The following is a 14,250-nucleotide window of genomic DNA, read 5'->3' as shown; positions in this document are numbered from 1 at the left end:
GATATGAGCGCCAACGTAGACCTCAACGACCGCCCGGACTACGACCGGGTGCTACAAACCCTGGCCGATTACGCCCTCGGCTACCGGGTCGAATCCCGCGAGGCCCTGGACACCGCGCGCAACTGCCTGATGGACACCCTAGGTTGCGGTCTTCTCGCTTTGCGCTTCCCTGAGTGCACCAAGCTCCTTGGCCCCCAGGTGGAAGGCACGCTGGTCCCGAATGGTGCTCGCGTCCCCGGCACCTCCTATCGCCTCGACCCGGTCAAGGCCGCCTGGGATATTGGCTGCACGGTGCGCTGGCTGGACTACAACGATACCTGGCTGGCCGCCGAATGGGCTCATCCCTCGGACAACCTCGGCGGTATCCTGGCAGTGGCTGACCACCTGTCACAGAAGCGTCTTGCTGCGGGTGAAAAGCCACTGCCGATGCGTGACGTGCTCTCGGCCATGGTCATGGCGCATGAAATCCAGGGCGTGCTGGCGCTGGAAAACGCCTTCAACCGCGTCGGCCTCGATCATGTGATTCTGGTGAAGGTCGCCTCGACCGCCGTGTGCGCCAGGCTGATGGGGGCCAATCGTGAGCAAATGCTCTCGGCCTTGTCCCATGCCTTCGTCGACGGCCAGGCCCTTCGTACCTATCGCCACGCGCCCAACGCCGGTTCGCGCAAGTCCTGGGCTGCGGGTGACGCCTCCAGCCGAGGTGTGCGCCTGGCCGACATCGCCTTGCGTGGGGAAATGGGCGTGCCGGGCGTGCTCACGGCTTCGCAGTGGGGGTTCTACGATGTTTCGTTCAGCCATACCAACAAAGACCTGGCGCTCAAGCCCGCCGGGCAGTACGAGTTGCGTCTGCCCCAGGCGTTGGGCAGCTATGTGATGGAAAACGTGCTGTTCAAGGTCAGTTTCCCTGCCGAGTTCCATGCCCAGACCGCCTGTGAGGCAGCAGTCACCCTGCACCCACTTGTGCGTAACCGTCTGCATGAAGTCGACCGCATCGTCATCACCACCCAGGAATCAGCGATCCGCATCATTTCCAAGAGCGGCCCGCTGGCCAATGCCGCCGACCGTGACCACTGTCTGCAGTACATGGTGGCCGTGCCGCTGATCTTTGGCCATCTGGTGGCCGAGCATTATGAGGACGCCTTCCATGCCAATCACCCCAGTATCGACCGCCTGCGCGAGAAGATGGAGGTGGTGGAAGACCCGCGCTTCAGTCGTGAGTACCTGGAGCCGGACAAGCGCTCGATCGCCAACGCACTTCAGGTGTTCTTCAAGGATGGCAGCAGCACCGAGCAAGTGGTGGTGGAATACCCGATCGGGCATCGCCGGCGGCGCGGGGAGGGGATACCGTTGCTGGAGGCCAAGTTCAGGGCCAACCTGGCGACCCGCTTTGCCCGGCAGCGGTGTCAGCAGATTTTCGAATTGTGCAAGGACCAGCAGAAACTGGAAGGCATGGCGGTGCACAGGTTCGTGGATTTGTTTGTGATATGAGGTGGCCTGTGCCGGCCGCTTCGTGGCTAAAGCCGCTCCTACAGGGGCATGCGCAGGTCTGGAACACCGTGGGAGCCCTGTGGGAGCGGCTTTAGCCGCGAAATGGCCGGCACAGGCCCAAACAACAAAGCCCCGGCATCGCTGCCGGGGCTTTGCTTACAACCTGTAACTCAGCTTACGCCTGGACCACCGGGATCTTGGTGTTGGCTGCCGCTTCGCGGAACTCGGCGATCTGGTCGAAGCTCAGGTAGCGGTAAACGTCGGCAGCCATGCTGTCGATGTCTTTCGCATACTGCATGTACTCTTCGACGGTCGGCAGTTTGCCGATGATCGAAGCGACAGCGGCCAGTTCGGCCGATGCCAGGTACACGTTGGTAGCGTCGCCCAGACGGTTCGGGAAGTTACGGGTCGAGGTGGAGACCACGGTCGAACCGGTCTGCACTCGTGCCTGGTTACCCATGCACAGCGAGCAGCCTGGCATTTCCATGCGAGCACCGGCCTTGCCGTAGATGCCGTAGTAGCCTTCTTCGGTCAGCTGGTGGGCGTCCATCTTGGTTGGAGGAGCCAGCCACAGACGGGTCGGAATGCCACCCTTGACCTTCTCCAGCAGCTTGCCGGCAGCGCGGAAGTGGCCGATGTTGGTCATGCACGAACCGATGAACACTTCGTCGATCTTCTCGCCTTGTACCGAGGACAGCAGGCGGGCATCGTCCGGGTCGTTCGGCGCGCAGAGCACAGGCTCTTTGACGTCGGCCAGGTCGATTTCGATGATTTCGGCGTATTCGGCATCGGCGTCGGCCGACAGCAGCTCAGGCTTGGCCAGCCAGGCTTCCATGGCCTGGGCGCGGCGCTCCAGGGTGCGGGCATCGCCGTAGCCTTCGCCGATCATCCAGCGCAGCAGGGTGATGTTGGACTGCAGGTACTCGGCGATGGCCTTTTCCGGCAGCTTGATGGTGCAACCGGCAGCGGAACGCTCGGCCGAGGCGTCGGACAGCTCGAAGGCTTGCTCGACAGTCAGTTCGTCCAGGCCTTCGATTTCCAGGATGCGGCCGGAGAAGGCGTTTTTCTTGCCTTTCTTCTCGACGGTCAGCAGGCCCTGCTGAATGGCGTAGTAAGGGATGGCATGAACCAGGTCGCGCAGGGTGATGCCTGGCTGCAGTTTGCCCTTGAAGCGCACCAGGATCGATTCTGGCATGTCCAGCGGCATGACGCCGGTGGCGGCAGCGAAGGCCACCAGGCCGGAACCGGCCGGGAACGAGATGCCGATCGGGAAGCGGGTGTGCGAGTCGCCACCGGTACCCACGGTGTCAGGCATCAGCATGCGGTTCAGCCAGCTGTGGATGATGCCGTCGCCCGGGCGCAGCGACACGCCGCCACGGGTGCGGATGAAGTCTGGCAGGGTGTGGTGGGTGGTGACGTCGATCGGCTTCGGATAGGCCGCGGTGTGGCAGAACGACTGCATGACCAGGTCAGCAGAGAAGCCCAGGCATGCCAGGTCTTTCAGCTCGTCGCGCGTCATCGGGCCAGTGGTGTCCTGGGAGCCGACGGTGGTCATTTTTGGCTCGCAGTATGCGCCTGGGCGCACGCCCTGGCCTTCTGGCAGGCCACAGGCACGGCCGACCATTTTCTGCGCCAGGGTGAAGCCCTTGCCGGAATCGGCAGGCTGCTCTGGTTTCTTGAACAGGTCGGAAGCACCCAGGCCCAGCTCGGCGCGGGCTTTTTCGGTCAGGCCACGGCCGACGATCAGCGGGATACGGCCGCCAGCGCGGACTTCATCCAGCAGCACTTCGGTTTTCAGCTCGAAGTTGGTGACCAGCTCGTCGCTGTCGTGACGGCGTACTTCACCTTTGTATGGGTAAACGTCGATGACGTCGCCCATGCCAAGGTTGGTGCAGTCGAATTCGATCGGCAGGGCGCCGGCGTCTTCCATGGTGTTGTAGAAGATCGGGGCGATCTTGGTGCCGAAGCAGAAGCCACCGGCGCGCTTGTTCGGCACGTACGGGATGTCGTCGCCGAAGAACCACAGTACCGAGTTGGTAGCGGATTTACGCGAGGAGCCAGTACCGACCACGTCGCCGACATAGGCAACCGGGAAGCCCTTGGCCTTGACGGCTTCGATCTGGGCCAGCGGGCCGACCGAACCAGGCTGCTGCGGTTCGATGCCGTCGCGGGCCATTTTCAGCATGGCCAGGGCGTGCAGCGGAATGTCAGGGCGCGACCAGGCGTCCGGGGCAGGCGACAGGTCGTCGGTGTTGGTTTCGCCAGGCACCTTGAACACGGTCAGGGTGTACTTGTCGGCGATGGCCGGACGCGAGGTGAACCACTCGCCGGCAGCCCAGGATTCCAGGACGGCCTTGGCGTGAGCGTTACCGGCCTTGGCTTTTTCGGCCACGTCGTGGAAGGCATCGAACATCAGCAGGGTGTGCTTGAGCTGTTCGGCCGCGACGGCGCCCAGTTCGGCGTCATCCAGCAGTGCGACCAGCGTTTCGATGTTGTAGCCGCCCTGCATGGTGCCCAGCAGTTCGGTGGCATGCTTGCGGTCGATCAGTGGGGACTTGGCTTCGCCCTTGGCGACGGCGGAGAGGAAAGCGGCCTTGACGTAGGCAGCTTCGTCGACCCCTGGCGGTACGCGGTTGGTGATCAGGTCTACGAGGAAGGCTTCTTCGCCGGCCGGCGGGTTTTTCAGCAGCTCGACCAGGCCTGCAGTTTGTTCGGCGTTCAGCGGCTGGGGAACGATACCCAGGGCGGCGCGCTCTTCGATGTGTTTGCGGTAGGCTTCAAGCACAGTTATTTCCCTCATCAGTGGTCCCTAAAGGGGGTCCGGGACGCTTATCCAGCATTCAATGCACCCATGCGCTGCCGCGGCTTTGTGGGCCGCCCAGCCAGGGTCGCAAAGAATCCTTACAGAAGCTGCTTTCAAAGTTTTACGCCTGCAGAACGGGGGCTGATGAGGGCTGGCGCGGGCATGCGAGGGATGCATGGCCCGGGCCAACGCCGTTCTACCGGATCAACTGTGCTCGTGACGCTTTGAAAACAGCTTCCAACGGACATTGTTGCCTTTGAAAAGGCCGGGTGATTCTACGGTAAAAAAAGCCCGAAGGTAAGGCGGTGTACGCGACTTTAACGAGTGACCCTGGTTAGACAAAGGGCTAACATGGGCCTGTGTTCCATCGCCAAGCTGTTGTTTTTCATGTCCAACAAGTCCATCAAGACCCCTTGCGTAGGCCTGTGCTCCACGGTGTACGGAGACACGGTGTGCCGTGGCTGCAAGCGTTTTCACCACGAAGTGATCAACTGGAACGGCTACGACGACACGCAAAAGCGCGCCGTGTGGTTGCGCCTTGAGCAGCTGCTGGTGCAGGTGATGATGGCCAAGCTTGAGGTGTTCGACAAAGGCCTGCTGCGCCAGCAACTGGAGCAGCGCTCCATCCGCTTTGTCGAGCAGCAGTCGGAATATTGCTGGGCTTACCAGTTGATTGCCCGCGGGGCGCGGATGATCCGTGACCTGGAGGCCTATGGTATGGCGTTGCTGCCGGAGTTCCGTGACTGGGAACTGCCACAATTGCGCGATGCGATCGATCGCGAGTTCTTCCTGCTTTCAGAGGCGCACTACCAGCGCTACATTGCCCCCGGCTTCCTGCGCGATGCCATGGGCAGCGCGCAAGGCCAGTGAGTCGGGCGAATCAGTCGCCGGTGTATTCGCAACCGCTGGTGCAGGTTTCATGAATACGCACCTTCGACAGCTCCGGCATCAGCGGCTTGACCTGGTCCCAGATCCACTTGGCGATCACTTCGCTGGTGGGGTTTTCCAGGCCGGGGATGTCGTTCAGGTAGTTGTGGTCCAGCTGATCATAGATCGGCTTGAAGATCGCCTTGACCTCGGCGAAGTCGCGGATCCAGCCCGTGTGCGGATCGAGCGGGCCGGTCAGGTGCAGGCCGACCTTGAACGAGTGGCCATGCAAGCGGCCGCATTTGTGCCCTTCAGGGACGTGGGGCAGGCGGTGGGCCGATTCGAATGTGAATTCCTTGAAAATTTCCACGCTGTCATAACTCTGTGTGAATCAATAATGCGCGCAGTCTACCAGCATGGCCGCTACAAGGCTTGCAGGCGTTCATGCAGCCGCCCGGTGGCGGTCAGTTCCAGAAGTTCATCACCCAGGCGCTGGCTTTCGGCGATGGCCTTGTACCAATAGCGCTTGCGCCCTGGCGCATCGCCCATGAAGCGCTTGAAGTCGTTGCGGTCGGGCAGTTTGCCGTAGGGCAGGGCGGCCAGGTATTGCGGCGAAGGCGTCATCAGCAGCACGTTTTGCAGGCGGGTGGCATCGCCCTTGCGCCAGGGCAGGGCCTTGTCGAACCAGCCAGGGACCACCTTGTCGGTGAAGTGTGGGTAGAGCACCAGGTCGTCACCGCGGTAGGGCAGGTCGAGGTGGTAGTCGAGCAGGCCGCCGTCGCGGTAGGTGCCGGCGCCGGCACCGGGGATGTCTTTTACGCCCTGCATGACCATCGGTATCGACCCGGAAGCGAGCAGGGCATGGCGCAGGTTGGCCAGGTCCAGCGGCAGGTAGCGTGAGGGGAAGTCGGTCAGGGTGTCGAGCGGAGGGGCGGCGCGCCCATCGTGCAGAATGATGCGCTCGAAGTGGCGGGCCAGGCGCGAACGGCCCAGAAGGTTGCTGGCAACCACCGAGCCCAGGCCCAGCCCCAGGCGGCCGCGATGGTCGTGAGCGAGCTGGCCATGGCTTTTCACCACCAGAATGTTCAGGCGGTAGTGCGGGTTGGCCAGCAGTTGGCCGTCGCGGCCTTCCAGCAGGTCATCGAGCATGCGTTGGCAGCTGCGGCTGATTTCGGCCGGAGTGACGCCCTTGGCAAAATCCTGCTCGGTGTACAGCTCGCCCAGGCGGCGGATGCCGGCGACCGGGTCGTCGAGGCAGGCGCTGGCGAAGCGCCAGGCACCGATCGATGCGCCGATCAGGGCACGCTGACGGGGTGCCGAGGGTAGCCACTCGCCGAACAGCGCCAGGTCAAGGCCCTGGATGCCCAGCGGCTTCGGCCCACCCGCCGCGCCCGGCAATACCCCGACATCGGCCGCCTGCAGGCCGCGCTCGCGGATGTGTCGCAAGGCACGCTGGCCGGCCTTGAAGGTGAGGGCGGGGTATTTAATGTGGATGGCGCTCATGGCGTGTCTCTTGGGCATAGGAGCAGCCTTGTGCTGCGAGGGGCCGTTACAGATAACATAACTGTATGTGCCTGTATTGGCCCTTTCGCAGCACAAGGCCGCTCGTTGCAGGTTGCCGAGCCTGGCTAGCGTCGTAACTGCGCTATCATGCCGCCAGCTGTTTTCAGGTTGAATTAAGGACCGGTGGTTAATCTTAACCCCGTAGACAACTTGTACAGTTCTCAGGAGAGAAGAACGATGAAAACCTTGACAGCCCTGATCACCGCCGCAGCCCTTGCCCTGGGCGCCAATGTCGCCTTCGCCAGGGACGTTCAGCCTGACGAAGTGGTGAAACTGGTCAACGCCAAGACCATCAAGTCGCTGGACCAGCTCAAGACCACCGCCATGGCCAAGCACCCGGGCGCCACCGTCACTGACTCGGAACTTGAAGACGAGTACGGCCGCTACATCTACAAGGTCGAGCTGCGTGATACGCAGAACGTCGAATGGGAGGTGGCGCTGGACGCCAAGACCGGTGAAGTGCTGAAGGACGAGCAGGACAGCTGATGAACCTCTTGCCGCGGCCAGCGCGCTACTTCGCGCTGGCGCTGCTGGCGGTGTGCTCTCTGGCCGCTGCCCGCGACCTCGATCAGGATGAAGCCCTGAAGCTGCGGCAGAAGGGCGTCATCCTGCCGCTCGAACAACTGCTCGAGACCGCTCTGGGGCGTCACCCCGGGGCGCGTCTGCTGGAAGCCGAGTTGGAAGAGGACGATGATCGCTACGAATATGAAGTCGAGTTGCTGACGACTGAAGGTGTGGTGCGCGAGATCAAGCTCGATGCCAGCACCGGCGCCCTGCTCAAAGACGAGGAAGATGACTGAATGCGCCTGTTGCTTGTCGAGGACAACGTACCGCTGGCCGATGAGCTTATCGCCGGCCTGCAGCGCCAGGGCTATGCCGTGGACTGGCTGGCTGACGGCCGAGACGCGGTTTACCAGGGGCAATGCGAGCCTTACGACCTGATCATCCTGGACCTCGGCCTGCCCGGTTTGCCTGGCCTGGACGTGCTGGCCCAGTGGCGCGCGGCTGGCCTGGCCACACCGGTATTGATCCTCACCGCCCGCGGCTCCTGGGCCGAGCGTATCGAAGGGCTGAAGGCCGGGGCTGACGATTACCTGAGCAAGCCCTTCCACCCCGAAGAGCTGCAGTTGCGCATCCAGGCCTTGTTGCGCCGCGCCCGTGGCCTGGCCAATCAGCCGAAGCTGGAAGCGGCCGGCCTGCACCTTGACGAAAGCCGTCAGTGCGTGAGCCGCGAGGGTGTGGATGTGCAACTGACCGCCGCCGAGTTCCGCCTGCTGCGCTACTTCATGCTGCACCCCCAGCAGATCCTGTCCAAAAGCCACTTGGCCGAGCACCTCTACGACGGTGAAACCGAGCGCGACTCGAACGTGCTGGAGGTCCACGTCAACCATTTGCGTCGCAAGCTGGGCCGCAGTGTTATCGAAACCCGACGCGGGCAAGGCTACATCTATGCCGGGAGCGGTGAGTGAAGTCGATCCAGGCGCGCCTGAGCCTTGGCCTGGTGGCGGTGCTGGTGGTGGTCGGCGTGGTGCTGGCGCAACTGACCTTGTGGCTGTTCGAAGCCGGCCTGCAACGTTATCTGGAAAACGGCCTGCGCAAGGAAAGCGAGAACCTTCTGGTGGCATTGGTGCGTGGGCCTTCGGGCCTACAGCTGGATGAGCGGCGCATCTCGGCTGCCTATCAGCGGCCGTTTTCCGGTTACTACTTCCGCATCGATCTCGATCAGGGTACCTGGAGGTCTCGTTCGCTGTGGGACCTGGACATGCCCAAGCCCGCAGCGCCCGGGCTTTCCGATAGCCATGAACTGGGCCCGGAAGGCCAGCAACTGCTGACCCTGCGTGCCGACTACCGGCGCCTGGGCCAGGACATTTCGATCAGTGTGGCTCAAGACTATTCACCGGTGCGCGAAGGTTTCCGGCGCTTGCAGCAAATCGGCCTGGGCATGGGGCTGGTGGCGCTGATCCTGATTCTGGTGCTGCAGCGCATCACGGTCACCCGCTCGCTGCGGCCGCTGGAACGGGCACGTCAGCAGATTGCCCAGTTGCAGCAGGGGCAGCGCTCGCAGCTGGATGCCGAGGTGCCCAGCGAGTTGGTACCGCTGGTGGGGCAGATCAACCACTTGCTTAGCCATACCGAAGACAGCCTGCGTCGCTCACGCAACGCCCTTGGTAACCTCGGCCATGCGCTGAAGACGCCGCTGGCGGTGTTGCTGAGCCTGGCTTCCAGTGAACGCCTGCAGGGTCTGCCGGAGGTGCGCGCGCAAATGCGTGAGCAGTTGCAGCAGATTCAGGAACGCCTGGCGCGCGAGCTGAACCGTGCACGCCTGGCAGGGGATGCGCTGCCGGGTGCGCAGTTTGATTGTGATGCCGAACTGCCGGGGTTGCTCGGGACCTTGGGCATGATTCATGGCGAGGGCCTGCTGCTGGCAAGTGATGTGTCGCCCGGGCTCTTGTTGCCATGGGACCGCGAGGACGTGCTGGAACTGTTGGGCAATCTGCTGGACAACGCCTGCAAGTGGGCTGACAGCGAGGTGCGCGTGGGTATCGCGTCGAACGCCGAGGGCTACCGGCTGTGGGTCGATGACGATGGCCCGGGTATTGCGCAAGACCAGCGGCAGCAGGTGCTGGAGCGTGGTTCGCGGCTGGACGAGCAGGTGGACGGGCATGGGCTTGGGTTGGGCATCGTGCGCGATATCGTTGATGCCTGGGAAGGGCACCTGGCCTTGCTGGAAAGCCCGCTGGGCGGCCTACGGGTGAGCATCGACCTGCCGCGCAAGGCCCGATAATGCCGGGGCCGCTGCGCGCCACGAGGGTGTCAGTACTACAAAAAAATTGCAGTACAGGCGCATTTTTTTGAATTAGCCCAATCCCGCTGCGCCCGGCAGAATCTCCCTCACGAAACCCTGCGGTTTCCATCTCTCCACGGACGGAGCCCCTTGTGGTATTGCATGCGCAATACGAGGCCCAGGCCAGCTCGGCTGGGCTTTCTTTTTAATCAGAAAACCCAAAGATCCCGATTGCCCAAATGTCTGCCTCGCGTTTCGAAAATCGTCTGCAGCGGCTGCTGCCGGCCCCCCTGAACATCCCCCCCAAAGAATGGTTGCGTGCCGGTATCGGTGCGCTGCTTGGCCTTTTCCTCGCGGGCTGGCTGACCAGCATGGCCTATGGGCCCAGCATCGCCCTGCACTTGCTCGGCCCGCTGGCTGCTTCAGCGGTACTGGTGTTTGCCGTGCATTCCGGCCCATTGGCCCAACCTTGGCCGGTGTTGGGCAGCTACGCCCTGGCCGGCGCTGTAGGGCTGGCGATGCGCGAAGGCTTCGGCCCCGAGCTGTGGGTGGCTGCTGCGGCGCTCGGTATCTCGATCCTGGGCATGTGCCTGTTGCGCTGCCTGCACCCACCGGGTGGCGGTGTGGCGGTGAGCGCGGTGCTGGCCGACACGGGGTTGACTGCCATGGGCGATCACCTGCTGGAGCCGGTGCTGCTCAATGCGCTGATCCTGGTGACCGTGGCAATCGCCTACAACCGTTTGACGGGTGTGCGCTACCCGAAAGGCGCGGTGCCGCGCAAAGACCTGCACCACACCCATGACCCGCTGCCCGGCGAGCGGGTCGGTATCCGCGGTGAAGACCTGGACCAGGCCCTGGAAGAGCTGGGCGAGTTCGTCGACGTCACCCGTGACGAGCTGGAGCGCATTATCCTCGCCACCGAGCAGCACGCCCTGCAGCGTAGCCTTGGCGGTATCACCGCAGCCTCGGTGATGTCCCGCGATGTGCAGTTCGCCACGCCTGATACCACGCTGGAGCAGGCGTGGAAAATGCTCGCCAGCCATCACCTGAAAACCCTGCCTGTCCTGCAGCACGGCAAGCTTGTGGGCATCGTCAGCCTCAGCGACCTGGTTGGCCCGGCCATGCAGCGTGGCCGTTGCGGCTGGCGCGGCCTGTTCGGCCGCAAGGCAGTGCGCATGGCGCAAGTGATGAGCACGCGGGTTGTCAGTGTCAGCAGCCAGCACCCGCTGGAACGCCTGCTGCCCTTGTTGTGCGAACAAGGCCTGCACTGCTTGCCGGTGCTTGATGCCGACAAACTGGTGGGGGTGATCACCCAGACCGACCTGATCGCCGGCCTCAAGCGCCAGTTGCTCAGCAAGATCGAGGCATCAGATAACCGGGTCCCAGCGTTGTGACCAGTCGCTGGCGCCGGCAGCTACCAGCCGGCGCAGGATGGCGAAGGCCTGTTGCAGGGCTTCGCTGTCGCGTTTGCGTGGGTACACCAGGAAGGTCGGGTAGGTGAACTCCGGTGCCTGCGGTACCCGCTCGAACACGCCGCTGTCCAGATAGGCCTGCACCACCCGCGTGCGGAAGTAGCCACTGCCGCCTTGGTCGAGTATGAACTGCAGGGCCAACGGGCCAAGGTTGAAGCTTAGCGCCGGGCGCGCGCGGTCGGGCAGGGCCGCATCGTGCTGGCGGCGGAAGGCCTCGCCCCAGTCGATGTAGATGTATGGTTCGGGCCGATCGACCCGGCGCACGCGAATCAGCTTTTCTTCCATCAACTGCTCCACCTGCAGGCCTGGGCCGTAGGTCGGCTGGTAGACCAGCGCGGCGTCCAGCAAGCCCATTTCGACCTTGCGCAGGAGCGACTCTCCATCGCTGACCTCGCTGCGGATGGCATGGCTGGGCAGTTCGCGGTGCAGGGCACTTACCCAGTCGAGCATCATCGGGTTGCCCAGGCTCACCTCGCCGCCGACATGCAGCACCTGTTGGCAACCTTCAGGCAGCGGCAGGTCGCGGCGCGCGGCCTCCCAGGTTTGCACCAACTGGTTGGCATAACTGACGAACGCTTCGCCATCGCTGGTCAGGCTGGCGCCGCTGCGGCTACGCACGAACAGCTGGCAACCCAGTTGCTGCTCCAGGCGCTGCACGCGCGCGGTGATCGCGGTTTGTGACACGAACAGGCGTTCGGCTGCGGCGACCAGGCTGCCGCAACGCACAATTTCCAGGAAGGTACGGGCCTGATCGATGTCCATGGGCTGCTCGGTGTTTGAGGGGGGCCTATTCTAGAGGCTTTGCACTGTTATGGGGCGTTATTGCGTTGTCTGCAAATTTGCAGGTCGGTTGTGACTTTAGTCCCATGGCAGGGTGGGTGTAGCGGTCCATACTCAAGTTTCGCCCTTCAATAACAACAAGTACCGGGTTTCTGACGATATGAGCTACCAGCACAGCTACGCCCATTCCATTTCCGACCCTGCCGCTTTCTGGGCGGAACAGGCCGCACACCTGGCCTGGCACCGCAAGCCTGCCCTGACCCTGCAAGATAACGCTGACGGGACCCACCGCTGGTTCGCTGATGGCCGCATCAACAGCTGTTACCTGGCACTCGATCACCAGATCGAGCAGGGCCGGGGCGAGCAGTTGGCGCTGATCTACGATTCGCCAGTGACTGGCGTGCAGCAGACCTACACCTACAACCAGTTGCGCGACGAGGTAGCACGCCTGGCCGGTTTGCTGCGCCAGTTGGGGGTGAACAAGGGCGATGGTGTGATCATCTACATGCCCATGGTGCCGCAAGCGGCCATGGCGATGCTGGCCTGCGCGCGGATCGGCGCGGTGCATTCGGTCGTGTTTGGTGGTTTCGCCGCCAACGAGTTGGCCCTGCGCATCGATGACGCCCGCCCCACCTTGTTGCTGACGGCATCGTGTGGGCTGGAGTTCGACCGGGTCATTGCATACAAGCCGCTGGTTGACCGCGCCCTGCAACTGGCCCGGCACCAGCCGCGCAACGTGTTGGTGCTGCAGCGGCCGCAAGCGCACGCTGAACTGCTGCCAGGCCGTGATCTGGACTGGCAGGCGGCCTTGGCCGGCGCCGAGCCGGTGGCGCCCGTCGAGCTGGATGCCGGCGACCCGCTATACATCATGTACACCTCAGGTACCACCGGTAAGCCCAAGGGTATCGTCCGGGAAAACGGCGGCAATGCCGTGGCGCTGTGTTATGCCATGCGCCATATCTATGGCATGCAGGCCGGCGATGTGTGGTGGGGCATTTCCGACGTCGGCTGGGTGGTCGGCCATTCACTGATCGTCTATGGGCCGTTGATGAACGGCTGTACCACGGTGTTCTATGAAGGCAAGCCGATCCGCACCCCGGATGCTTCGGCCTATTGGCGGGTGGTGGAGCAGTATCAGGTCAACGCGCTGTTCTGTGCACCGACGGCCATGCGCGCCATCCGCAAGGAAGACCCGGAGGGCGAACTGATCCGCAAGCATGACCTCAGCTCGCTGCGGCAACTGTTCCTGGCGGGGGAAAAACTGGATTCCAGCACCCATGAATGGCTGGAGCGGGTGAGTGGCAAGCCGGTGCACGACCACTGGTGGCAGACCGAGACCGGCTGGCCGGTCACCGCGCCTTGCGTCGGGCTGGAGGGCAGCGCGGCGAAACCAGGGTCGAGCAACCGGGCGGTGCCTGGCTACAACGTTCGCGTGCTGGATGACGAAGGCCACTTGCTCGGGGCCAACCATCAGGGCTCGATCGTGATTGCCCTGCCATTGCCACCCGGTTGCAGCCAGACGCTGTGGGGGGACCACGAGCGCTACCTGCAGGCCTATCTGCGCACGTATCCGGGTTACTACCACACGGGCGATGGCGGCTATCTGGACGATGATGGCTTCGTCTACATCATGGGGCGCACCGATGATGTGATCAACGTTTCCGGTCATCGCTTGTCCACCGGTGAAATGGAAGACCTGGTTGCCCGCCACCCGGCGGTCGCGGAGTGCGCGGTTATCGGCGTGCATGACGAGATCAAGGGCCAGGTACCGCTGGCGCTGGTGGTACTCAAGGATGGCGAGGGCATTGCTGAAGCGCAGTTGCTGGTGGAACTGGTGGGCAGTGTGCGCGAGGAAATCGGCCCGCTGGCCTGCTTCAACCGGGTTCGGCTGGTGAAGCGTCTGCCCAAGACCCGTTCCGGCAAGATTCTGAGGGCGGTGCTGCGCAAGATTGCCGATGGCCAGGATTATGTGCCGCCTTCGACCCTGGATGATCCGGCAGTGCTGGGCGAGATCGAAGCGGTGCTGGCGGATTTGCCCAGGGCGGGTTGATGGTTTGACCTCGATGGCCCCCTCGCGGGCGGGACACGCAACGGTGGTTCGGCAGAGGCCGTCGTAGGAGCGGGTTCACCCGCGAAAGGGCCGGGCCTGCTGGCCAATTTCACCCGCCGTTCACCGTTGCTGCCGCTACCGTATTCGCGGGTAAACCCGCTCCTACACCTGATTGAGGGGGTGGACACACATTGGTGATTGGGCGCAGGCCGTCGTGTAGGAGCGGGTTCACCCGCGAAAGGGCCGGGCCTGCTGGCCAATTTCACCCGCCGTTCACCGTTGCTGCCGCTACCGTATTCGCGGGTAAACCCGCTCCTACACCTGATCGGGGGTGGACACACATTAGTGATTGGGCGCAGGCCGTCGTGTAGGAGCGGGTTCACCCGCGAAAGGGCCGGGCCTGCTGGCCAATCTCCAGCCGCCGTTCACCGTTGCCGCTGCC

General features: G+C 63.3%; 12 protein-coding genes. 8 read left to right on the top strand and 4 right to left on the bottom strand.

The window, feature by feature from the left end; translation table 11 throughout:
• The first annotated feature begins 3 nt into the window (after positions 1-3).
• Positions 4-1,488 (top strand): 2-methylcitrate dehydratase, encoded by a 1,485-nt coding sequence (gene prpD / locus INQ47_RS18645; protein WP_252459467.1) that lies wholly within the window; start codon positions 4-6, stop codon positions 1,486-1,488.
• A 175-nt stretch (positions 1,489-1,663) separates the two neighbouring features.
• Here prpD and acnB read toward each other — a convergent pair whose 3' ends face one another.
• Entirely contained in the window at positions 1,664-4,273 is a 2,610-nt protein-coding gene (gene acnB / locus INQ47_RS18640; RefSeq protein ID WP_404702333.1) for a bifunctional aconitate hydratase 2/2-methylisocitrate dehydratase, read from the bottom strand.
• 405 nt (positions 4,274-4,678) lie between these two features.
• Between acnB and INQ47_RS18635 the strand changes: the two genes are divergently transcribed.
• Positions 4,679-5,161 (top strand): DUF1289 domain-containing protein, encoded by a 483-nt coding sequence (locus INQ47_RS18635; protein ID WP_181004865.1) that lies wholly within the window; start codon positions 4,679-4,681, stop codon positions 5,159-5,161.
• A gap of 10 nt (positions 5,162-5,171) precedes the next feature.
• Here INQ47_RS18635 and queD read toward each other — a convergent pair whose 3' ends face one another.
• Entirely contained in the window at positions 5,172-5,528 is a 357-nt protein-coding gene (queD, locus tag INQ47_RS18630; RefSeq protein ID WP_003250327.1) for a 6-carboxytetrahydropterin synthase QueD, read from the bottom strand.
• A gap of 53 nt (positions 5,529-5,581) precedes the next feature.
• Positions 5,582-6,661: a patatin-like phospholipase family protein gene (locus INQ47_RS18625; protein ID WP_209964892.1), complete on the bottom strand. Its 1,080-nt coding sequence runs from the start codon at positions 6,659-6,661 to the stop codon at positions 5,582-5,584.
• 237 nt (positions 6,662-6,898) lie between these two features.
• Here INQ47_RS18625 and INQ47_RS18620 point away from each other — a divergent pair, with 237 nt between their 5' ends.
• The 5 genes from INQ47_RS18620 (at position 6,899) to INQ47_RS18600 (ending at position 10,900) form a co-directional block, all read left to right on the top strand.
• The gene (locus INQ47_RS18620) at positions 6,899-7,207 is read left to right on the top strand and encodes a PepSY domain-containing protein (RefSeq protein ID WP_404702304.1); all 309 of its coding nucleotides are present in this window, start codon (positions 6,899-6,901) and stop codon (positions 7,205-7,207) included.
• On the top strand, positions 7,207-7,521 hold the full coding sequence (locus INQ47_RS18615) for a PepSY domain-containing protein (RefSeq protein WP_392519311.1): 315 nt from the start codon (positions 7,207-7,209) through the stop codon (positions 7,519-7,521). Before INQ47_RS18620 ends, INQ47_RS18615 begins: the two co-directional genes overlap by 1 nt.
• Complete coding sequence (locus tag INQ47_RS18610) at positions 7,522-8,190, top strand: response regulator transcription factor (RefSeq protein WP_103469233.1); 669 nt, start codon at positions 7,522-7,524, stop codon at positions 8,188-8,190.
• Positions 8,187-9,506, top strand: a complete 1,320-nt coding sequence (locus INQ47_RS18605) for a sensor histidine kinase (RefSeq protein ID WP_404702303.1) — start codon at positions 8,187-8,189, stop codon at positions 9,504-9,506. The genes INQ47_RS18610 and INQ47_RS18605 overlap by 4 nt, the downstream gene beginning before the upstream one ends.
• 239 nt (positions 9,507-9,745) lie before the next feature.
• Complete coding sequence (locus tag INQ47_RS18600) at positions 9,746-10,900, top strand: HPP family protein (protein ID WP_404702302.1); 1,155 nt, start codon at positions 9,746-9,748, stop codon at positions 10,898-10,900.
• Here INQ47_RS18600 and INQ47_RS18595 read toward each other — a convergent pair.
• The gene (locus INQ47_RS18595) at positions 10,874-11,740 is read right to left on the bottom strand and encodes a LysR family transcriptional regulator (protein WP_021782868.1); all 867 of its coding nucleotides are present in this window, start codon (positions 11,738-11,740) and stop codon (positions 10,874-10,876) included. The two genes, INQ47_RS18600 and INQ47_RS18595, sit on opposite strands and share 27 nt — an antisense overlap.
• A 178-nt stretch (positions 11,741-11,918) precedes the next feature.
• Here INQ47_RS18595 and INQ47_RS18590 point away from each other — a divergent pair, with 178 nt between their 5' ends.
• Positions 11,919-13,808: a propionyl-CoA synthetase gene (locus tag INQ47_RS18590; RefSeq protein ID WP_404702301.1), complete on the top strand. Its 1,890-nt coding sequence runs from the start codon at positions 11,919-11,921 to the stop codon at positions 13,806-13,808.
• The last annotated feature ends 442 nt before the right edge of the window (positions 13,809-14,250 follow it).

Source organism: Pseudomonas sp. 3HC3 (assembly GCF_044904505.1).
Classification (GTDB): domain Bacteria; phylum Pseudomonadota; class Gammaproteobacteria; order Pseudomonadales; family Pseudomonadaceae; genus Aquipseudomonas; species Aquipseudomonas putida_Y.
Note: the sequence above shows the minus strand (reverse complement) of the source record. Positions and strands in the feature narration are given on the sequence as shown.